This window comes from Bacillus nitroreducens (genome assembly GCF_964021195.1).
Genome location: NZ_CAXHYI020000003.1, coordinates 448,521 through 469,114, shown reverse-complemented (window position 1 = coordinate 469,114; position 20,594 = coordinate 448,521). Strand labels below are relative to the sequence as shown.

At 38.4% G+C, this 20,594-nt stretch carries 19 protein-coding genes and 1 pseudogene; 12 read left to right on the top strand and 8 right to left on the bottom strand.

Going from position 1 to position 20,594, the window contains the following annotated elements; genetic code table 11:
* Positions 1-5 precede the first annotated feature (5 nt).
* The gene (locus ACWPVE_RS06030; RefSeq protein ID WP_453991634.1) at positions 6-1,274 is read left to right on the top strand and encodes an ABC transporter permease; all 1,269 of its coding nucleotides are present in this window, start codon (positions 6-8) and stop codon (positions 1,272-1,274) included.
* Complete coding sequence (locus ACWPVE_RS06025; protein WP_453991632.1) at positions 1,271-2,371, top strand: ABC transporter permease; 1,101 nt, start codon at positions 1,271-1,273, stop codon at positions 2,369-2,371. The genes ACWPVE_RS06030 and ACWPVE_RS06025 overlap by 4 nt, the downstream gene beginning before the upstream one ends.
* Before the next feature lie 330 nt (positions 2,372-2,701).
* On the opposite strand, the gene mreBH is transcribed toward ACWPVE_RS06025, so the two are convergent.
* Positions 2,702-3,709, bottom strand: coding sequence for a rod-share determining protein MreBH (gene mreBH, locus ACWPVE_RS06020; protein WP_453991630.1), 1,008 nt, complete (start codon positions 3,707-3,709; stop codon positions 2,702-2,704).
* Between the two features lie 259 nt (positions 3,710-3,968).
* Between mreBH and ACWPVE_RS06015 the strand changes: the two genes are divergently transcribed.
* The 3 genes from ACWPVE_RS06015 to treC all read left to right on the top strand — a co-directional run bounded on the left by ACWPVE_RS06015 (position 3,969) and on the right by treC (position 7,083).
* A complete protein-coding gene (locus tag ACWPVE_RS06015; protein WP_453991628.1) occupies positions 3,969-4,340 on the top strand; it encodes a DnaJ family domain-containing protein in 372 nt (123 codons plus the stop codon).
* Between the two features lie 58 nt (positions 4,341-4,398).
* Positions 4,399-4,782 (top strand): DUF488 domain-containing protein, encoded by a 384-nt coding sequence (locus ACWPVE_RS06010; protein ID WP_453991626.1) that lies wholly within the window; start codon positions 4,399-4,401, stop codon positions 4,780-4,782.
* A gap of 612 nt (positions 4,783-5,394) precedes the next feature.
* Positions 5,395-7,083, top strand: a complete 1,689-nt coding sequence (gene treC, locus ACWPVE_RS06005; RefSeq protein ID WP_453991624.1) for an alpha,alpha-phosphotrehalase — start codon at positions 5,395-5,397, stop codon at positions 7,081-7,083.
* Positions 7,084-7,148: 65 nt separating this feature from the next.
* Here treC and ACWPVE_RS06000 read toward each other — a convergent pair whose 3' ends face one another.
* The 3 genes and pseudogenes from ACWPVE_RS06000 to ACWPVE_RS05990 form a co-directional block, all read right to left on the bottom strand.
* Positions 7,149-7,292, bottom strand: coding sequence for a hypothetical protein (locus ACWPVE_RS06000; protein ID WP_453991622.1), 144 nt, complete (start codon positions 7,290-7,292; stop codon positions 7,149-7,151).
* Between the two features lie 1,272 nt (positions 7,293-8,564).
* Positions 8,565-9,891, bottom strand: a pseudogene (locus tag ACWPVE_RS05995) (IS1182 family transposase).
* Positions 9,892-10,031: 140 nt separating this feature from the next.
* A complete protein-coding gene (locus ACWPVE_RS05990) occupies positions 10,032-10,259 on the bottom strand; it encodes a DUF1128 domain-containing protein (RefSeq protein ID WP_099355475.1) in 228 nt (75 codons plus the stop codon).
* Positions 10,260-10,362: 103 nt separating this feature from the next.
* Here ACWPVE_RS05990 and ACWPVE_RS05985 point away from each other — a divergent pair, with 103 nt between their 5' ends.
* The 3 genes from ACWPVE_RS05985 to ACWPVE_RS05975 all read left to right on the top strand — a co-directional run bounded on the left by ACWPVE_RS05985 (position 10,363) and on the right by ACWPVE_RS05975 (position 12,248).
* Positions 10,363-10,842: a low molecular weight protein-tyrosine-phosphatase gene (locus ACWPVE_RS05985; RefSeq protein ID WP_453991619.1), complete on the top strand. Its 480-nt coding sequence runs from the start codon at positions 10,363-10,365 to the stop codon at positions 10,840-10,842.
* 7 nt (positions 10,843-10,849) lie between these two features.
* Entirely contained in the window at positions 10,850-11,182 is a 333-nt protein-coding gene (locus ACWPVE_RS05980; RefSeq protein ID WP_453991617.1) for a YtxH domain-containing protein, read from the top strand.
* A 229-nt stretch (positions 11,183-11,411) separates the two neighbouring features.
* Entirely contained in the window at positions 11,412-12,248 is an 837-nt protein-coding gene (locus tag ACWPVE_RS05975) for a YihY/virulence factor BrkB family protein (RefSeq protein WP_453991615.1), read from the top strand.
* 260 nt (positions 12,249-12,508) lie between these two features.
* On the opposite strand, the gene ACWPVE_RS05970 is transcribed toward ACWPVE_RS05975, so the two are convergent.
* From ACWPVE_RS05970 to ACWPVE_RS05960, 3 genes are all read right to left on the bottom strand, one after another.
* Positions 12,509-14,443: a heavy metal translocating P-type ATPase gene (locus tag ACWPVE_RS05970; protein ID WP_453991613.1), complete on the bottom strand. Its 1,935-nt coding sequence runs from the start codon at positions 14,441-14,443 to the stop codon at positions 12,509-12,511.
* A gap of 289 nt (positions 14,444-14,732) precedes the next feature.
* Entirely contained in the window at positions 14,733-14,879 is a 147-nt protein-coding gene (locus tag ACWPVE_RS05965; RefSeq protein WP_453991611.1) for a BH0509 family protein, read from the bottom strand.
* 152 nt (positions 14,880-15,031) lie between these two features.
* The gene (locus ACWPVE_RS05960) at positions 15,032-16,195 is read right to left on the bottom strand and encodes an MFS transporter (RefSeq protein WP_453991609.1); all 1,164 of its coding nucleotides are present in this window, start codon (positions 16,193-16,195) and stop codon (positions 15,032-15,034) included.
* Positions 16,196-16,358: 163 nt separating this feature from the next.
* Here ACWPVE_RS05960 and ACWPVE_RS05955 point away from each other — a divergent pair, with 163 nt between their 5' ends.
* The 3 genes from ACWPVE_RS05955 (at position 16,359) to ACWPVE_RS05945 (ending at position 18,679) form a co-directional block, all read left to right on the top strand.
* Positions 16,359-16,742, top strand: a complete 384-nt coding sequence (locus tag ACWPVE_RS05955) for an OsmC family protein (RefSeq protein ID WP_453991607.1) — start codon at positions 16,359-16,361, stop codon at positions 16,740-16,742.
* A 364-nt stretch (positions 16,743-17,106) separates the two neighbouring features.
* Positions 17,107-17,715 carry a YczE/YyaS/YitT family protein gene (locus ACWPVE_RS05950; protein WP_453991605.1) on the top strand — a complete coding sequence of 203 codons (609 nt, stop codon included), beginning with the start codon at positions 17,107-17,109 and terminating at the stop codon, positions 17,713-17,715.
* A gap of 145 nt (positions 17,716-17,860) precedes the next feature.
* Positions 17,861-18,679: a YfkD family protein gene (locus ACWPVE_RS05945; protein ID WP_453991603.1), complete on the top strand. Its 819-nt coding sequence runs from the start codon at positions 17,861-17,863 to the stop codon at positions 18,677-18,679.
* Between the two features lie 66 nt (positions 18,680-18,745).
* On the opposite strand, the gene yfkAB is transcribed toward ACWPVE_RS05945, so the two are convergent.
* Complete coding sequence (gene yfkAB, locus ACWPVE_RS05940; RefSeq protein ID WP_453991601.1) at positions 18,746-19,870, bottom strand: radical SAM/CxCxxxxC motif protein YfkAB; 1,125 nt, start codon at positions 19,868-19,870, stop codon at positions 18,746-18,748.
* Positions 19,871-20,281: 411 nt separating this feature from the next.
* Between yfkAB and ACWPVE_RS05935 the strand changes: the two genes are divergently transcribed.
* Positions 20,282-20,470: an SE1561 family protein gene (locus ACWPVE_RS05935; protein ID WP_453991599.1), complete on the top strand. Its 189-nt coding sequence runs from the start codon at positions 20,282-20,284 to the stop codon at positions 20,468-20,470.
* Positions 20,471-20,594 lie beyond the last annotated feature (124 nt).

The following is a 20,594-nucleotide window of genomic DNA, read 5'->3' as shown; positions in this document are numbered from 1 at the left end:
TAGGTGTGTTAAGTTTTATTAAAAAGGATCTATTACTTTTTTGGCGTGACCGAAAAGAAATTATTACAATACTCGCTCTACCTATCCTATTAATCATCGTATTGAATTTCGCTTTTGCTGGATTGTTTGGGAACAAAGATGAGCTCTCGATGGATTTGGAAGTAGCAGTCGTAAATCATGACGATCAGACAAAATCGATGGAGAGATTAAAAGAAAAATTGGATGTAGATGCCTCACTAGGGGAAGAAGAAGCCTTAGCAGTTGTGGAGCAAGCACGCCATATAGAGCCAATAGAATTGCTGATGACCTATCTGAATAGTGAAGGTATTAGCGAATGGGTGAGAGTTTATACTCTCAAGGAAGATGAAGCGATTAGCAGGGTGGAGAAGGGTGAACTAGACGGTATAATAGTGATCCCTGAAGGGTTTTCTGCTGATAGTTTATATGCGGCCTTTCTTGGTGAAGCACCGTCAAGTTCAATGAAGTTTAAAATGGAAAAAGAAACGAACGAAAGTAAGGCACTATACAATATCGTGAATGGCTTTATAGAACAACTAAATTATCAATTTGCCCTCCAGAAAACTGGGAATGTTACAGAGGGAGATGTGATTCTTCCAAACGGTGGTTTTGAAGAAATAGGTTCAGGTGAAGGCTTTACTTTAACCGAGTATATGACCATTGCGATGGCAGCTTTGTTCGCCTTAATTTTAACAGGAACCATCGCAACAAAAACAGGCGTTGAAATAAGAGAACAGGTTTTCAAACGAATTATATTGACGAACAGTCGTCCAATCTATTTTTTAATTGGGAAAATGGTATCTACATTTTTCTTAACATGGTTACAAATGATGTTTGTGTTTACATTTTCTCACTTAATCCTGAAGGTGTTTCCTGACCGATCGATAAGCTTTTGGCTGGGTACAGTCGGAAATATTTCCATCCTTTCGCTTGCATTAGCGGGATTATCAGCTGTTTTCACTGCAGTCTTACTGAGGATGAAAAATATAGATGCTGCAAATGCCATTTTTATGTTAGTAGTCATCTTTTGTGGTGTAGTCGCAGGTAATTTTGCTCCAAATGAAATGTTTCCTGAATGGTTACAACGAATTGGAGAATGGACACCAAATGGTCTGTTTATGGTTTCTTTATCAGAGTGGGCTCAGTTTGAGGAGTTATCCTCTATGTTCATGCCAAGCCTGTCATTGGTAGGATTCTTTTTACTATGTACAATAATTGGTTTAGCCTTTTATCCAAAAAGGGGGGAGACAAAGTGAAAACAGTAATGTGGGCACAATTTGCTAAAGATAGGCGAAACCCGTTAATGATTTTATTATTTATAGTTGGAAGTATTCTTGCTACGTTATTATTTGGTGGAGGTATTCATTCACAAACCACAATTCCTATTTTCAGTGAGGAAGAGAATGCGGCCGAAATAGAGAAAAAATGGGAAAGTGTGTTAAATATAGATGATTCCTTTCACTTTGAAATTGTTTCCTCAGAAAAGGCATATGAAGATGTGAGAGAAGGAAATGTCGATGTTGCTGTAAAATTAATGGAGGATGATTATCGCTTAGTCGTTAGTAATAAACTTCCAGGTGTGTACTATGTGGAGCAGCATGTCGACAAAGTATTTCAACGCGAGGCAAAACTTCATGCAATTGCTAAATCAGGAGAAAACGAAAATATTCGGGCGGAAGTGGAAGAGTTGTTAAAGGTTCCTCCATTTCAAATACATGCTCTAGGACTTGATAATGAAAACATCCCTACCCATAACATGAGCACACAATTATTATTTGCTTTTACCTTCTTAATTGCAATGTTTATTCTAGGATTTAAGGTAAACAATGTTACGCATGACAAGATTTCTGGTATTTGGGATCGAATGATTTTGTCACCCATCAGTAAAACAAGTATGTACTGTGGGTATCTCTTATACAGTTTCTTGATCACCATGTTACAGATAATCGTTGTGTTACTCGTTTTTAAATACATGATGAATTATGAGGTTGGAGATAATCTTTGGTTGATTATCTTAATCGCTGCCTTCTTTACGTTTAGTATGATAAGCTTGGCGATGTTAATAACTGGCTTTGTAAAGACTCCAGAGCAGTTTTACGCGGTATATCCTTCATTGATTCCACTGATTCCACTTGTAAGTGGAGCCTATATGATGCCAGGGACTATTACAAACCCTGTACTTGTTTTCATTGCAGATTTGTTCCCCATGTCTCATGCAATGGAAGCAATAATGAATGTAATATTTTATAATGCGGGTCTACAAGATGTGATAGTATCTTTATTGATTATGTTATTGATAGGGATCGTCGCAATGGGGCTCGGGATTAATTTGGTAGAACGTAGGAATGTTTAATAATATGGTTTTAAATATAGGCTCTTATCTAAAAGATTGTTGCTATTGGATAAAACTAACCTATTGATTTCAGTGGAAGGTGGCGACTCCTCGAAAATGTATTCACATTTTCTTCGTGCGTGGGTTAATTCCAGGGAGTTTTTCAAAGTCCTGCTCAGAAAAGCGTGAGACTTGAGACCCCGCGCAGGAGCGTTTACCGACGAGGAGGCTCAAGCCACGCCCATTCAAAAGCGTCCACCTGTAGCGGAAATCAATTGTGTCAATAACAACAAAGTTTGCGAAAACAGCCTAAATAGAAAAGTACCATCCAATAAAGGACGGTACTTTTGTTTATTTTGCAATCTTATGCAGTTTTTGAATAATGCTTAATGAACGTCCTGTTCCAATTGCCACTGATTCTAACGGGTTTGGAGCAAGGTGAACTGGAACAAATATTTCTTGGCTGAGCCATTCCTGCATCCCGTTTAATAGGGCACTACCGCCTGTTAAAATAACACCGCGGTCTACAATGTCACCACTTAATTCTGGTGGACAATCCTCCAAGGTAGCACGAATTGCTTCTAGAATATGAAGCAATGACTCTTTTAATGTTTCTTGAATTTCAATTGAACTTAAAGAAATGGTTTTAGGTAGACCTGTAACAAGGTCGCGTCCGCGAATCTCCATTGATTTAGCTTCATGCTTCACGAGTGCATAGCCGATTTCAAATTTGATTTGCTCAGCTGTATGTTCCCCGATAAGGACATTGTATTTTTTACGTACATACTGGATAATGTCTTCGTCAAATTGGTCTCCTCCAATTCGAACGGAATTACATGTTACAACACCACCAAAAGAAATAATGGCAACCTCTGTATTCCCTCCGCCGATATCAACGACTACATTTGCAACTGGTTCATCAACAGGCAAATCTGAGCCAACCGCCGCTGCAACTGGTTCTTCAATTAAGTACACTTGTTTAGCGCCACATTGTCTAACTGCATCCTGAATAGCACGTCGTTCAACGGATGTTGAGCCAGATGGAGTACAAACCACAACATTTGGTTTACGAATCGAGTATCCCGTTTTTTGGCTCACTTTCTTCATGATATGGCGAAGCATGTCCGCAGTCACATTGAAATCCGCAATCACACCTTTACGTAAAGGACGAATGGCAACGATTTTTTCAGGTGTTTTTCCTATCATTCTTTTTGCATCTGTACCAACAGCCACAACACTGTTCGTTTCAGTATCGATCGCCACAACGGATGGCTCATTAATGATGACACCTTTATTTTTTGTATATACGAGAATGTTAGCAGTTCCTAAATCAATTCCGATTTCCACATTTGAAAACATATAATCTCCATCCTTTAAAGGTTTTATGGGTATATATTAAGAGCTATATTTGTCTGACTATTTGCTTGTATTTGTTAAGAGAAGTCAATTCAACCCACTTCACCTTATAGTCATTCATGAAAATATGTCGATATTTGGGGGTTGTTGTCATATTGTAAAAAATGAAATATAGGAGAAATATAAGTGGAGAATGGAAATAAGTTCAAAATACACGTAAAATAGTAGTAGTAGTACCACTCCAAAAAGGAGGACAATAACAATGGATTTTTCAAGGATTGTATCTGAGGATAAAATACGTAAAGCTTATCAAGAAGGAGAATTTGATAACCTTCTAGGCTACGGAAAGCCCCTAAAGCTTGATGATGATTCAGCAATACCAGAAGATCTCCGTATGGCCTATCGGGTCATGAAGAATTCTGGATTTATTAATGAAGAAACAGAATTAAAAAAAGAATTGCTTACCATTGAAAACCTACTTGATCAATGTGAGGATGAAGCTCAACGGGTTATTTATGAGAAAAAGTTAAACGAAAAACAGTTCCGTTTAAACCAAATCTTAAAAAATCGAAAGACCTCACATTCAAGTGTCTTTAAAGACTATCAAATGAAATTGCATAACAAATTTAAATAATGTAGAAGCGGGGCAAAACAACTGTTTTGTCCTTTTCTTTTTGAAAGGATAGATAGTTATGATGAAAAATGTCGTGTTAAAACGAATCTATGAACCAGCGAATGAGGAAGATGGAAAACGGATCCTAATCGACCGTATTTGGCCACGTGGCATTTCAAAAGATGTAGCAAAGCTTGATTTGTGGATGAAAGATATCGCGCCAAGTACAGAGCTGCGTAAGGAATTCTACCACAAACCAGAAAGATTTGGAGAGTTTAAAGTCCAGTATATAAACGAATTGCAAACAGATGTTGAAAAACAGCACGCGACTCAGGAGTTGATGCATTTAATCGAAGAAGGGAAAGTCACTCTATTATTTGGGGCAAAAGATGAAATACATAACCATGCGGTCGTATTAAAAGAATGGATAACTCACGTGATGAACGAGCGTCAGAATGGTTAGTGTCAGTAATTTGGGCGAGTGGCAGTAAATTTGGGTTAGTGCCAGTGATTCGGGTTAGTGCCAGTAAATTTGTGATAGTGACAGTAAATCTGAGATAGTGACAGTAAATCTGAGATAGTGACAGTAAATCAGAGGTAGTGCCAGTAAATCTGGGCTAGTGTCAGTAATTTGGGCTAGTGTCAGTAATTTGGGCTAGTGTCAGTAATTTGGGTTAGTGCCAGTAAATTTGGGCTAGTGGCAGTAAATTTGGGCTAGTGGCAGTAAATCTTGGTTAGTGCCAGTAAATTTGAGATAGTGCCAGTAAATCTGGGATAGTGCCAGTAAATTTGAGATAGTGACAATAAATTGGGCTAGTGTCAGTAATTTGGGCTAGTGCCAGTAAATCTGAGATAGTGACAATAAATTGGGTTAGTGCCAGTAAATCTAAAATAGAGCTATTAATTTTAAATATAGCGCCAGCATGTTCAACATAAACAAGTAAAGAATACTACTTCTTCCAAAAAAACAGACATTTGACTAACTTGTATATACAAGTTAAACTAACACTACAAATAAGTTTAATTTCTTTTAGAAATACTAAAAGCATGAATTATTTAAATGGTGGTGTAGCAAATGAAACAGCCTTGGTGGAAGAAATCTGTAGTTTATCAAATTTATCCGAAGAGTTTTAATGATACGACCGGTAATGGTGTTGGTGATATACAAGGGATCATCGAAAAGCTTGATTACTTGAAGACACTTGGTGTAGATGTGATTTGGTTGACCCCTATTTACAAATCGCCACAGCGGGATAATGGGTACGATATAGCTGACTATTTTGCGATTCATGAAGAATACGGCACGATGGAGGATTTTGACCGTTTGCTTGAGGAAGCTCATTCTCGCGGTTTAAAAATTATTATGGACATCGTAGTCAACCATACTTCAACTGAAAACGAATGGTTCAAACAATCACGAAGTTCAAAGGATAATCCGTTCCGAGACTTTTATATTTGGAAGGACCCAGTAGATGGTCGTGAGCCAAATAATTGGGAATCAAAGTTTGGTGGCAGTGCCTGGGAGTATGACGAAAAAACAGGTCAATACTACCTCCATCTTTTTGATGTTACTCAAGCAGACCTCAATTGGGAAAATGAAGAAGTTCGAAAAAAAGTCTATGATATGATGACATTTTGGTTTGAAAAAGGGGTAGATGGTTTCCGCCTTGATGTGATCAATTTAATTTCAAAAGACCAGCGTTTCCCAAATGATGACGGTTCTGTCCCTCCTGGTGATGGACGAAAATTTTATACAGATGGACCACGAGTTCATGAATTTATGCATGAAATGAATCAGAAAGTTTTTTCAAAATACGACAGCATGACAGTTGGAGAAATGTCGTCAACAACGATTGAAGATTGTATAAAATATTCAAATCCAGAACGTGAAGAACTTAGTATGACTTTCAATTTCCACCATTTAAAAGTGGATTATCCGAATGGTGAAAAATGGACGGTTGCTGATTTTGATTTCTTAGAATTGAAACGAATCTTATCGACTTGGCAGGTTGAAATGCATAAGGGTGGTGGCTGGAATGCACTATTTTGGTGTAACCATGACCAACCTCGGGTTGTCTCAAGATATGGCGACGACTCTACGTATTTAACAGAGTCGGCGAAGATGCTTGCGACAACGATCCATATGATGCAAGGAACGCCTTACATTTACCAAGGTGAAGAGATAGGAATGACCAATCCTAAGTTCAACGATATCTCTGATTATCGTGATGTCGAATCCCTGAATATCTATAATATAAAAAGAGAACAGGGGATGAGTAATGACGAGATAATTGAAATTTTAAAACAAAAATCAAGGGATAATTCTCGTACACCTGTACAGTGGGATTCAACTGAACATGCGGGCTTCACGAGCGGTACACCATGGATAAATGTTGCGCCGAATTACGACACGATTAACGTAGAGAATGCCTTAAAAGATAAAAACTCAGTCTTCTACCATTATCAAAAACTAATTAAGCTCCGTAAAGAATACGATATTATTACGTACGGTGATTATGAACTTTTACTAGAGGACGATAAGCAGATTTTTGCATATGTTCGAAATGGTAATAATGAGAAACTTCTAGTTGTGAATAACTTTTACGGCTTGGACGCTACGTTTGAAGTTCCTGACAGTATTGGGCTTGAAACATATACGACTGATTTACTCATTTCCAACTACGGGGATTCACAGACTAGTCTTTCTAAAGGAATTTCCTTACGTCCATATGAATCCGTTGTGTATCATCTAACTCGTAAATAAAAATAAAAAAGTGTAGGTGCTAACCTACACATAAACCAGCCATACCTGTACAAGGTGTGGCTTATTTAAAAATCTCGATCAGTTGGGATTGGGTCAATTTTTTTTGAGTCGTCCATATTCATGCCAGACTTTACGAAATAAAACCAAAAACCAGTGGAGATAAAATACAATACAGTGATTCCAATAAGCGTTAGCCATAGACCTAGCAATTGTATTCCCCCCTTAGATTGGGGCAACAAATCTTAAGTTTAACACTGAGACAATGACCTGTCCCTTGGATTTTCCGACTGCCCCTTCTTATACATATATGCGCAGCTAGGGGAGTTTTTGCCTTAATCTTATAAAATGGGTATTTTCATCTAGTTGGTGGCAATGTGGCTTGCGGGAATAAAAGTGTTTGTGGCAGGTATTTGCGTCGTCGTTAGGATATATGCGTGTTGGTAGGAGTATTTGCGTCATCGCTAGGGTATATGCAAAATTGGGGGGGGAAATGCGTTGTCGCCCTGTGGATATGCGCCATCGCAGGAGTAATTGCGTTGTCGTCTCGTGGAAATGCGCCATCGCAGGAGTAAATACGTCGTCGCCTCGTGGATATGCGTGTTCGCGGTAATAAATGCGTCGTCGCCCTGTGGAAATGCGCCATCGCAGGAGTAAATACGTCGTCGCCTCGTGGATATGCGTGTTCGCGGTAGTAAATGCGTCGTCGCCACGGAATATGCGCCATTGTGGGGGGGAATGCATCGTCGCCTTGTGGATATGCGTGTTCGCGGTAATAAATGCGTTGTCGCCCTGTGGATATGCGCCATCGCAGAAGTAAATGCGTCGTCGCCTCGTGGATATGCGTGTTCGCGGTAGTAAATGCGTCGTCGCCACGGAATATGCGCCATTGTGGGGGGAATGCGTCGTCGCCTTGTGGATATGCGTGTTCGCGGTAATAATTGCGTCGTGGCCACGGAATATGCGCCATTGTGGGGGGAAATGCGTCGTCGCCTCGTGGATATGCGTGTTCGCGGTAATAAATGCGTCGTCGCCCTGTGGATATGCGCCATCGCAGGAGTGAATGCGTCGTCGCCTAGTGGATATGCGTGTTCGCGGTAATAATTGCGTTGTCGTCTCGTGGAAATGCGCCATCGCAGGAGTAAATACGTCGTCGCCTCGTGGATATGCGTGTTCGCGGTAATAATTGCGTTGTCGTCTCGTGGAAATGCGCCATCGCAGAAGTAAATGCGTCGTTGCCCCGTGGGTATGCGCCATCGCAGGAGTAATTGCGTAATCCCTGCGACAATCGTGTTTCCCGCCCGATTGCTGCACATACTCCTTCCCATTAAATTTACCTATAAAAAAATGCGACCCTAAAGGTCGCATTCAGAGTGTAGAGAAAGGGGTATTTTTTCTCTACACTTTTTGTTTTCGGTGGTTTTTGTAGTTGTAAGTTGACATTATTCTTTATCAAAAATCTTGAAAATATCACTCCCAACCATCTAGCCTTGCTTGGCTAGGTGGTTGGCAATCTTTTTCATGTTCTGGCAGGCTGCTGTAAGTAATACCTGCTCACTAGCATTTTTATTTCCCCGTAACCTACAGTAGCGAAGCCCATGCAGCTCTTTTGAGTCTGCGAAGCTTCGCTCTACGGTTTCTTTTCTAAACTTATAAAGAATTTTCCCTTCCAGAGAGAGGCGATTTAGCCTCACCTTATCTTTATGATCTTCCCAAACATGACGAGTAACAACTTTTTGCTTATTCCGGGATCTAGTGCATTGTTCAAGAAGAGGGCAGGTTGAACATTTCTTGGGATCTGACTTGTACTCTCGGTAACCTTCTCTTGTAGTTGAACGATATGTTAGTTCCTCGCTATTTGGACAAACATAAATGTCATTTTCTTTATTATATTTAAACTACCATTTTGGAAAGAGTCCTTTTGTTGGTTGATACCTTCTATGGGCAATAACTCCAAAGATCTTACGATCTGATAATCCTTTGCAAATCGGATTAGTTAAGTATCCAGAGTCAAGAGCAACAGCTTCCACATTAAAGTTAAATCGTAAGATTTGACGATCTAAACGGCTAAGATATGGTATTGAATCATGGACATTACCTGGAGTTACGAATGCATCAGTTATAATGTTAAACTTCAAATCTGTTGTCCGATGGTCTAAATAACAGAACATCTCTTGCTTATTGTCTCGCGACATAAACCCACTTTCTGGATCTGTGGTACTTACTCTAATCTCTTTTGTTTCTTTCACCTCCTCCTTTTCCTTTAAAGGCTTTTTTCCATGTTCAGCACGATCTTCTTCAATTGCCTTATTTAACTCATTTAAATATTCACGAGTTTCTACTTCAACTTCTTCCCTTGTAAATTTATGTTTATTCGCATTAGCTTTGAGATGAGTGGAGTCCGTAAATAAGACTCTTCCGCCAACCATTTTGTGATTCATTGCAAGAAGAACAATTTCATCCTTTAAAACGCTTATGACGATTCCAGCTTATTGTGGAATGATGTGGTACAGGATCTTTAAATCTGAGACCTAAAAACCAACGATATGCGACATTAAGTTTTATCTCTTGTTCAAGCTGTCTTTCGGAACGGATACCATAAAAATATCCAATAAACATCATTTTAAAAAGAACAAGAGGGTCGATCGAAGGTCGACCATTATCTTCAGAGTAGTAAGGTTTTACTCTCTCAATTATAAAAGAAAAATCTATGTATTTATCTATTTTTCGTAACAGATGGTTATCTGGAATAAGCTCGTCAATTGATACAAATTCAATTTCATTTTGTGTATTTTCCCTAGTATTTAACACAATATCACCAACCCTAATTTATTAAATATATTATAACATATTAACGCGGTGAATTATTAAAGTGTATCAAAAGAATAAAGGCTGTCGAGACTTTCTCGACAGCCTGAATGCGACCCTAAAGGTCGCATTTTGTGTATGTATTATTTGTTTTTACGTAGGCTACCAAGTTCTTCAACAAGTGCTTGCATCTCGTTTGGGCTGAATGAGTTCTTTTTCATGGTAAGGTCGTAGATGTCTTTTAATTCCTCGTACATTTCTTCATCAAAATGGGAAGGCTTGATAGCTCCTAAATTAAGGACTTTAAGCTTTTCTTTAATTTTTTCTATCATAAACTCTACATTTTCGACCGATTTTTGTGAGAGATCCATGTTTTCATCCTTTCAAGTTTCAGTGTATTCTTATTGTAACATGTTTCTACTATTAGTTAATATGGTACTAGGCAGAAAATTATAACATAAGGAGAACGTACAGATGGTAAAAGTTTTATTTGTTTGTTTAGGTAATATTTGCAGGTCCCCGATGGCGGAGGCCATTTTTCGGGACTTAGTTAAAAAGGAAGGGCTTGAAGGTCAAATCGAGGTGGACTCAGCTGGAACAGGTGATTGGCATATTGGAAGACCACCACATGAAGGGACGCAAAAAATTCTGAACGAAAACAACATTTCGTTTGAAGGAATGAAAGCTCGCCAAGTTATCTCTTCGGACCTCGAAGAATTCGATTATATTATTGCGATGGACTCTGACAATTTACGAAATCTCGAGCGCATGATAGATACTGAAAAAACAGGTCAATTGAAGCGACTTTTAGATTATGTTGATGATAGAAAGATTACGGATGTACCAGATCCATATTATACAGGGAATTTTGATGAAGTGTACGAGATGGTAAGTGACGGTTGTCAACGTTTATTGGATATCATTAAGAAGGAAAAACTAGTGGTAAAGGGGTAATTATTATATGGCAAAGCGCAATAAAATGGTCGAGGGTATGGTAATTGGGGCTGTTGTAGGTGCAGCAATTTCTTTGTTTGATAAGGAAACAAGAGAGCAATTTTTACATACTAGTAAGAGAGTTAGTAAAAAATGCGTTGATGTCATAAAAAATCCGAAAGAATATACAGACCGTATGAAGGACCAATTTGACATGGTTCGTACAACCGTTGAGCAAGTGGCAGAGGACGTCCGCATTGTGACCTCAAAGGTGAATGAAATTGTTGAAACAACACCTGAAATTGTCGAAGCTGTTAAGGAAACAAAGGATGCAATTTCTCCGACTCGTAACGGTCAGTAAGTCCAAACCTCTTGAATTCGACTAGTCAAAGAAAAGGGTGTGGGTAACTGCCCGTAAAGGGTCGAATTAGTGAACAAAGACTAAGAACGCCCTTCTGTGTGGCGACGTCTTTGTGACCCACGTCCTGTGGACCTCAACTAACAATCAGTGGAAAATCTCCACTGATTGTTAGTTTCACTTTATAATAAACCGAAAGATTTGAGGGACGATAATATAGAGAGGTGAAGTAATGACCCAAATTCGAACGTTAGATTTGCGGTTTATTAAGGAATTAATTTTGCGATATAAGGAAGATGAGGTAGGAAGCATGTCAGCTGAGCTCGCCTACTTTTTCTTGCTTTCTCTATTCCCGTTTTTACTCTTTCTTGTGACCCTAATCGGGTATTTACCAATTTCCCAAGTTGATGTGTTAGGTTTTGTAAAGCAATACGCTCCAGAGAGTACGTATACAATGATTGAAGAAAACTTAAATTACATTGTTGGCTCGCAAAAAGGAGGCCTGCTATCAGTAGGGATTATTGGTACGTTATGGTCTTCATCTAATGGAATTAATGCTGTTGTCCGCGCGTTTAATAAAGCATATGATGTGAAAGAAACCAGGAACTTCTTCTATACGAGGGGAATCTCGGTGTTGTTAACATTCGGCATGATTTTTGTAATCATTGTTGCTTTGTTACTGCCTGTTTTCGGAAAACAAATTGGTGTTTTTATGTTTTCATCATTTGGTTTGTCTGATGAATTCTTAGATATTTGGAACGGAATTCGTTGGATTGTCAGTGCCGCTATTCTTTTTATCGTGTTTACTTTTTTATATTGGGTAGCACCGAATCGCCCGTTAAAATTTAGAGAGATTATTTCTGGCGCGTTTTTTGCAACTTTTGGATGGATGTTTGTTTCGCTTGCTTTTTCCTACTATGTGAATAGCTTTGGACATTACTCTGCAACATATGGAAGCCTAGGTGCTATTATCGTTCTAATGATTTGGTTCTATTTATCCGCGATGATCATCATAATTGGTGGAGAAATTAACGCTATTATCAATTGTCATCGAATCAGAGGTCAATGATTACCGTAAGTTACCTTTATGGAAAGTGAAAGGACGAGAGATAATAGAGGATGTAAGTACGAACCAAGGAGGCCTTTATTATGTCTAAGAAAAACGGTGGAAGTACAAAGCAAAGAGGAAAGAAAAATAGTCCAAAACAAAAAACAAGTAGTTCTGCAAACGGAAGTAACGGCTACCATTAGGAATCAGGAGGGACGGTTTTTCTTGTCCCAATAGCAAATAATATGAAGGACTTGACCGAATAGGGTCAAGTCCTTTCTTTATGACTTTAAAAGTCGGAGTCCATTTAATATAACAAGAATCGTACTTCCTTCATGACCTATTACACCAAATGGAAGGTCGATGACTTGAAAAAAGTTTGAAACGATTAACAGCAAAATGACAGCAATTGAAAATGCAATATTTTGTTTGATGATCCGATTCATCCTTTTTGAAAGTTTAACGGCTTCTGCAATCCGAGGGAGGTCGTTTTTCATGAGAACGATATCGGCTGTCTCCATTGCCACATCTGTTCCTTGGCCCATTGCAATTCCAACATTTGCTGTAGCAAGTGCTGGTGCATCATTAATTCCATCACCTACCATAGCCACTGTATCATAGTCGGAAATAAGCTCTTTTATATGAGTAACCTTTGTTTCTGGTAGGCAATCGGCAATGTGTTGATCAACATGACTTTCAGCTGCGATGGCTTCTGCCGTTTTTTCACCATCACCTGTTAGCATGACTGTATAAATACCAAGCTCTTTGAGGTCTGATACAGCGGAAACAGTGTGTTCTCGAACTACATCTTTTAGAGCAAGAATTCCAGTTATCTCGTTGTCAGTTTTAACATACACAATCGTTTTTCCTTCAGAAGCTAATTGTCTAGAAATCCCATTATTAAAATTAGTCGCATTATCTTTACCAACAAATTCAGATTTCCCAATAAGCCACTCTGTCTCGCCTACAGTTGCTTTCACACCATAGCCTGGCATGTCTTCGATTCCGTCAATCGGAACAAGCGCACATCCCTTCGATTTGGCATATGCCACAATTGATTGTGCCAATGGATGTGTGGACTGGTTTTCGATTGATGCAACAATCTGTATAAATTCATCGGAATTTACTGAATCTCCAACAATCATGTCAGTAACAATGGGCTTTCCTTTTGTCAAAGTTCCAGTTTTATCAAACGCAATGGCTTTTAGATTTCCTAGTTGCTCTAAATGTACGCCGCCTTTAAAAAGGATTCCACGTCTCGCGCCATTTGAAATCGCCGACAAGGTAGCTGGCATAATGGAAGCCACCAGTGCACAAGGGGATGCAACTACTAATAATATCATCGCTCGGTAAAAAGTCTCTGTCCATGTCCATCCTAGTAAGAAGTGGGGCAGGAACAACATTAAACCAACTGCAATCAACACGAATTTCACATATTTTCCTTCAAACTTTTCAATGAACAGCTGTGAAGGTGATTTTTCACTTTGAGCAGATTGAACGAGTGTAATGATTTTTTGAAACAATGTATCCTCATTTAGTTTAGTTACTTCAACCGTAATAGACCCTCGAAGGTTGACTGTACCAGCAAACACATCATCACCATGTTTTTTATGAACAGGAATAGATTCTCCTGTGATTGCAGATTGGTCCACGTTTGTCTCACCTTTTAAAAGCCTTCCGTCTGCTGGAATTCGTTCACCTGGTTTTACCAAAATGGAGTCACCAATCTTAAGGGATGAAACATGAACAACTCTTTCAATCCCATCTGTAATAAGGGTTGCTTCCTCTGGCTGTAACCCCATGAGTGAGGAAATTTCCTTATGGCTTTTATTCATTGTATAGGTTTCAAGTGCGCCACTTAAAGCAAAAATGAAGATTAATATAGCTCCCTCGTTCCAATAGCCAATGATAGCAGAGCCAATCGCTGCAAAAATCATGAGCATTTCTACATTTAATTCCTTTTCAGCAATCGTGTCGGAAATGCCTTCCTTAGCTTTGGCGTATCCACCAATCACAAATGCAAGTAGATAGAACACAATAGAGGAGGTACTGTGTTCAAAATGACCGAGTATCCATGCAATTACGATTAACACACCACTTGTTATTGCTGCAATTAATTCACCGTGAAGTCTCGCTTTTTCAAGAAATAAGGAAGGGCCGTTTTCTATGTTATAGACCTGTCGTTGTCTTGGTGCTGTTTTAACATCTGTATTCATTTATATCGCCTCCAGTTGTAATTGAGAAAAATAATCATTTTTATTAATCTAATTGAGAATAAAAATCAATGTTATTTTGCTAATTGAGAAAGGTAATCACCATCATTAAGCTATTTAAATAGGAAAACTGCAATCAGATTGATAGCAGCAGTTTGTTTTAATGATTTTTACTTTATAATTATTATTAATTATAACATATTGCGTTTGTTTTTAAAGTGTTTTTTAGAATTATTTTAAATAAGCTTTTGGAGGCAGTAAAAAACCCACCTATGAATAGGTGGGTATTATATTATTCAGCGATTTCGATATGGTGATAATAGGTTGTGTTGTAGATATGCTCAATATCTGCATCTGTCATATACATGAGGACAAATTTGTCAATACCCTTTACCTTTTCAATAAATTCCATCATGTTTTTGCGTTCTTGCCTACTCATTCAAATCATCTCCCTTTTTTGGTTAGTTAATCTGTTTTAATACAGTTTATTATAATTAATTGTATTATATAACAGTAAAGATGAAAACGTCAATGAAATTCTGAAAATAGGCAAACCATTATGAATCAAAAAAAGACTTCCAAAAGAGGAAGTCAATATTCAGCCGTTTTAGGAGCCGTTTTTGAACCGAAAACAGAAATGACGATAAAGATGAAAAGTAACATCGTTCCAATCACATTGAAAAAGCTAATCTTTTCCCCGTATTGGATAAACAGTCCTCCGACAAAAGGACCAATAAGACTGCCGATACTAAAGAAGATGCCACAAAGGAGGTTGCCAGTCGGCAGTAGATTCTTTGGCATTAAATCTGTCATGTAGGAGATACCCAGTGAAAATGTGGAACCAACCGCCATACCCGCAAACGTGATACATAGCCATAATCCGAGATGCGAATGTTCAAGAAAACTTGCAACTGTAAAGCTGAAAAATCCTAAAAACATCACGATCATTAAAATATTTCTTCGGCCGAATTTGTCGCTTAGAATGCCTAAAGGGAGTTGTGTAATGATACTTCCGAGAGCAAACGATGTTAGTAGGATCGATACGAACGTCACATTTAGGTCAATTCGTAACCCATATACAGGGAAGCTTCCATTTAACGATGATTCTAAAAATCCATAGGCTAGCGGTGGCAAGAACGCAACCCATGCATATTTCCAGGCTTTTGAAAAGCGATTAATCGTCTCTTTAAAAGAATTCACACCTAGGTCGGTTTCAGGAAATTCATTTTTTAATAGGAATAGAAAGAACCAGCCAATTAAGCAAAAGAGTGATGATAGGACAAATGGCAATGCCTCATTTATTTCTACTAGCGGTGTCATTAATGGACCTGTTGCAAAGCCAAGCCCAAAGAATAAACCGTATAAAGAAATGTTTCGACCACGTTTATTTTCAGGAGAAAAAGACGTAATCCATGTTTGTGTTCCGAAGTGCAAGGCATGGTCTCCGATACCGATTAGAAGTCGTAACACAAACCAAAACCAAAATGATTTCCATAATGGGAATAGGACAAGTGATACTACAACAAGCAATCCACCAAATATAATAACAGGTTTGTAGCCATACTTGCGTAAAGGATGTTCCATAAATGGCGAAATAAAAAGAATTCCGATATAAAGGGCAGTTGCATGAAGACCATTTAAGGTTGAGGAAAGTCCACTATTTTCAAAGATTACAGCTATTAATGGTAGCAGCATCCCTTGACTAAACCCTGAGACCGCTACAATACTGACTAAAATCCAAAATCGCAATTTCATGTTGTTTTCCCCCTGTTTGATTTCCCCTCTAATCATACAAAATTACCTTACCATTGAAAATGGAAAAGATTAAAGCCTTTAAAAATGTCAAATCTGTTTTTCTTTTCAACTTGGGGAAGTATGAGTACACTAGAAATAATAAAAAAACTGGGGGACATGATAAATGATTTTTAAAATGCAAGAAGTTGGGTTTTACACAGATGTAGAATATGGGACACTACATGTTGCGGGTGATGAGGCATATGGATTTCGACCTTATCAGCTTTTAGTATCATCAATTGCGGCTTGTAGTGGAGGCACCCTTCGGAAGGTTCTTGAAAAAAAGAGAATGCAGGTGGAGGACATCACGATTCACACTGAAGTTGAACGAAACGAGGCGAAGGCAAACAGAGTTGAGAAAGTACATCTTCATTACTTAATTAAAGGAAATGATTTGAATGAACAGAAAATTGAGCGCTCCATCGAAGTTGCTCATCGAAATTGTCCAATTGCACAATCGGTAAAGGGGAGCATAGAAATTACGGAAACTTTCGAAATTGTCGAGTGATCAAAAATTAGGCGTATAAATAAGTAATCAGGTTGAATTAAAACAAAAAACAACTCTGTGCAGATTACATCATCTACACAGAGTTGTTTAGATTTTTTGCATTTTTCTAAGTACTTTTAAAGGGATAACTTTCAGTGGTGTACTTCACGTCAGGTAAATCGATAGCATACCCCCCTGCATTAAGGTATGGTCTCCTTATCCCTCCTTCAATTAAGGTATACTTAATCATATTTACCTAAGATTAAAAATATTCAGGTAAATACTAAAAATATAAAAAAATATCTATATTTTTTACAAGACGATTATAATAATAAAGACTGTTCCATTAACAGTCATACAAATACGATCCTAAGGGAGTACATCAATGGTTGGACGACGAGTTCTATTTTTTAGTATTGGATTATTTATTTTAGCATTAGGGATAAGTTTAATGATTATTGCTGACATCGGTGCAGGGGCATGGGATGCTCTAAATGTTGGTCTCTCAGCGTCTATCGGTCTTACGGTTGGGAATTGGGTGATAATTGTCGGTTGTATAGTCATGCTCGTAAATGCGATTTTACTAAAGGAGAGGCCAGCATTTTTAGCAATTGGAACGATTATTTTAATCGGGTTCTTTGTTGATTTTTGGTTATTAATTGCTTTAGATGGATGGAACTTTAAAGGGTTATTCATCAAGGCTCTTGTTTTAGTAGTCGGAATTGTCGTTGCGTCACTAGGAATTGCAATCTATTTACAGGCAAAGTTTCCACTCTCGCCATTAGATAACTTGATGCTCGCTATCAGTAAGCGATTTAAGCTCAAATTTGGTGTGTCCAAAACAATTGCGGAGGCGACTGGCTTGCTTTTAGCTCTTTTGGTCGGAGGACCAATTGGTATCGGAACATTAGTTGTCACATTCGCAATCGGACCCATTATTCAACTCTTTTTTCCCTTTTTTGAAAAATTGATGCAGAAGGGTGTACAGAGTTAATGCTCAATACAGGCGATTCATGAATTTTTAACGGTTGGATTCAACCTTGAAAAAGGATGCTCAAAAATTTCCTAATATAAGGATGGATAATCTGCAAATACTTCGAAAACACTAAGCACAAAGCTTAGGAAAGGAGTACCGACCTATGAAACGAAAATTTCTTTTTATAGTTACCGTCATTCTCATGTTTGCTTTCATTGCAGAAACAACATTGGCGGAAGGTACCGAAAAGTCGAAGGGTGAAAAAGCAGATAAAGTTAAAATTCCTAGTTCCGTTTTGGACATATCACAGGATAATACGTATCCGAACCCAACGCAAGATTTGCCCTATCTTCAGCCAAGTAAGCTTGCAAAAGAGCTGATTGATAGTGCTGGTATGGAAATAGAAAATCCAGACCTTATTCGTATTTTAAATGAATCAGCTATTCAAACAACACCACTTGCGCTTGGATATCGTGCAACTATTTATCTAGGGCAGTGGCCATTAAACTACGAATCATCAGAAACAAGTACAAATTGGGAATATGAAAAAATCAATACAAACTTTTATGACAACCGTGGAGGAAAAGCTCCATACAAAATTCACTACAAACAGGAAATGCAAAAAATAGTAAGAGGTGGCTTAACGGCTGATATCCAAGGTGCGGAAGAAGTAAAGAAAATGATGCTAATTGAAGCAGCGAACAAAACAAAGCTTCCACTTTCTTTTACAACGATTATTGGTGGAGGTACGAAAAAGGATCAAATTTATAATGTACCACCGAAAAAACTTGGATATTTATACGCATATGCGCCAGCCGTTAATGAAAAAGGGAAGGTTACATATGGAGAAGTCTACCTCGTTCTAAAAGGAAGCAAGAAATCCATCGTAGTTAAAAACGTAACCCACCAAGGAATTGGGGCATGGATTCCAGTTCAGGATCATGTTTCTTATGGATTTATGGTGTCAGATAATCCTAGATAAGGAATTGTTCCCCATGATTGTGAAATAACAAAACAAAATTCGGGCGACCATTTGGCGCCCGAATTTTTATATGTTTGTATGACGTTTAGTAAAGTCATCCTCTTTGTAATACGCATTTTTTACAAGGATATTAGGACCAAGACATTTAATAGCTGGACAATGACAACTGATTTCTTTCGCAATTTTTGTTTGTGTCCAATTGTCATATGCTTTCTGAAGAGACATTGTTTGAACATTACCGAGAGGTGGAGTATCACCAAAATCAGTTACGATTATGTCTCCGTTGAATATATTCACATTTAGTCGAGAGCGTCCATCAGGGTCATTACGTACTGTTACGTTTTTACTTGCATAAAGACGCTTTAGGAGGGTGAGATCCTCGACATTATCACTACACGCATAGAACGGCAGTGTTCCAAAGAGCATCCAGACATCTTCATTTCGAATATCAAGGAGATGGTGAATAGCGCTTCGGATTTCCTTTAAGGATAATACCTCAAGATTACTTGCAAAATCACTTGGGTACATTGGGTGAACTTCGTGTCGTCCACACTCCATCTCTTCCACTATTTGTTTGTGGATGTTGTCTAAATGCGGAAGTGTTCGTTTGTTCAGCATCGTTTCTGCAGCAACCATCACACCAGCTCGTGATAAGGCCTTACTGTTTTCGATCATTCTTGTAAAATAACGTTCACGCTGTTCAAACGAGGGCTTTCTTTCCATCATAGCAAAGCCACCCTCTACAAAATCATCTACTGTTCCCCAGTTATGTGAAATATGGAGCACATCTAAATACGGGACAATTTTTTCATATCGCTTAAGGTCAAGTGTGAGGTTTGAGTTGATTTGTGTACGAACCCCCCTATCATGGGCATACTTAAGAAGAGGGACGACATAATTGTCTACCGATTTTGTTGAAAGCATCGGTTCGCCGCCTGTGATACTTAGAGAACGAAGCTTAGGAATTTCATCCAAGCGCTTAAGCAAAAGATCAATTGGCAGGGCATCAGGGTCTTTTGGTTGTAATGTGTAACCTACTGCACAATGTTCACATCTCATGTTGCAGAGATAGGTGGTTGTAAACTCGATATTCGTAAGTTGCATTGAGCCGTATTGCTCAACATCTAAATAAGCCTCCCACGGATCATGTGCAGGAGAAATTTTTAATGAAGATTGTAAGTTAGTAGTCATTATGTAGCTCCTTTTTTATAGGATGTTCAAAAATGTCGAATGAAAGTGACACATCAGTAGAGGTACTTCGACTAAAGTCTGACACGTCCTGTGTCAAACGTCGAAGTCACCACATCATGTGGAAGCTGTTGGCTTGCTTCTGCGTTCCTCGCGTATTAATTGCATACGTAGCGGAACTCGAAGCTTCATCGCCTCGAACTTCGACGTACAGGATGTGCTAGTGTCGACAAGACAAAAGGACGTGGCGTTTTTGTCGACGTGGTCCTTTTCATCCTCCTTTTTGAACATACATGTGATGAATGGGTGAACCACAAATCGCCATAGGCATTGTATTGAATAGAATAAGAGTTGTCAATATAAACATCTTTTACTAAGATAGAAGAAGTCGGAAAATGAAAGGAACGTTGTCACTTGGGAAAAGCGATTCATGATAAGGACTCACAATTAACCTATTTGAAAAATCGTCTAAATATGTTCTTAGAGGTAATTGATACATTAGACCCTGAATCTACAGATGTGGAGGACATAGATCGTCTCATCGGAATGCTTGATGATTTAGAAGGAAAATACGAAACCTTTAAGAAGGATTGGAAGGAATAAGTAAAACAGTGGATTTCGATATGAAATCCACTGTTTTTAATCCAAGGCTGTTCAAAAACTTTCACAATTGATTTCCGTGAAATCAAAAGGTTTGTTTTTTCATTAAAAACAATTTATTAGAAAG

Bases quoted from the DNA above. Each gene is read 5' to 3' on its own strand.
- ACWPVE_RS05945 (WP_453991603.1), top strand. From the start codon at position 17,861: ATGAAACGAAAATTTCTTTTTATAGTTACCGTCATTCTCATGTTTGCT.
- ACWPVE_RS06010 (WP_453991626.1), top strand. From the start codon at position 4,399: ATGATGAAAAATGTCGTGTTAAAACGAATCTATGAACCAGCGAATGAG.
- ACWPVE_RS05975 (WP_453991615.1), top strand. From the start codon at position 11,412: ATGACCCAAATTCGAACGTTAGATTTGCGGTTTATTAAGGAATTAATT.
- ACWPVE_RS05970 (WP_453991613.1), bottom strand. From the start codon at position 14,443: ATGAATACAGATGTTAAAACAGCACCAAGACAACGACAGGTCTATAAC.
- treC (WP_453991624.1), top strand. From the start codon at position 5,395: ATGAAACAGCCTTGGTGGAAGAAATCTGTAGTTTATCAAATTTATCCG.
- ACWPVE_RS05980 (WP_453991617.1), top strand. From the start codon at position 10,850: ATGGCAAAGCGCAATAAAATGGTCGAGGGTATGGTAATTGGGGCTGTT.
- ACWPVE_RS05985 (WP_453991619.1), top strand. From the start codon at position 10,363: ATGGTAAAAGTTTTATTTGTTTGTTTAGGTAATATTTGCAGGTCCCCG.
- ACWPVE_RS05965 (WP_453991611.1), bottom strand. From the start codon at position 14,879: ATGAGTAGGCAAGAACGCAAAAACATGATGGAATTTATTGAAAAGGTA.
- ACWPVE_RS05960 (WP_453991609.1), bottom strand. From the start codon at position 16,195: ATGAAATTGCGATTTTGGATTTTAGTCAGTATTGTAGCGGTCTCAGGG.
- ACWPVE_RS05955 (WP_453991607.1), top strand. From the start codon at position 16,359: ATGATTTTTAAAATGCAAGAAGTTGGGTTTTACACAGATGTAGAATAT.
- ACWPVE_RS05950 (WP_453991605.1), top strand. From the start codon at position 17,107: ATGGTTGGACGACGAGTTCTATTTTTTAGTATTGGATTATTTATTTTA.
- mreBH (WP_453991630.1), bottom strand. From the start codon at position 3,709: ATGTTTTCAAATGTGGAAATCGGAATTGATTTAGGAACTGCTAACATT.
- ACWPVE_RS05990 (WP_099355475.1), bottom strand. From the start codon at position 10,259: ATGGATCTCTCACAAAAATCGGTCGAAAATGTAGAGTTTATGATAGAA.
- yfkAB (WP_453991601.1), bottom strand. From the start codon at position 19,870: ATGACTACTAACTTACAATCTTCATTAAAAATTTCTCCTGCACATGAT.
- ACWPVE_RS06015 (WP_453991628.1), top strand. From the start codon at position 3,969: ATGGATTTTTCAAGGATTGTATCTGAGGATAAAATACGTAAAGCTTAT.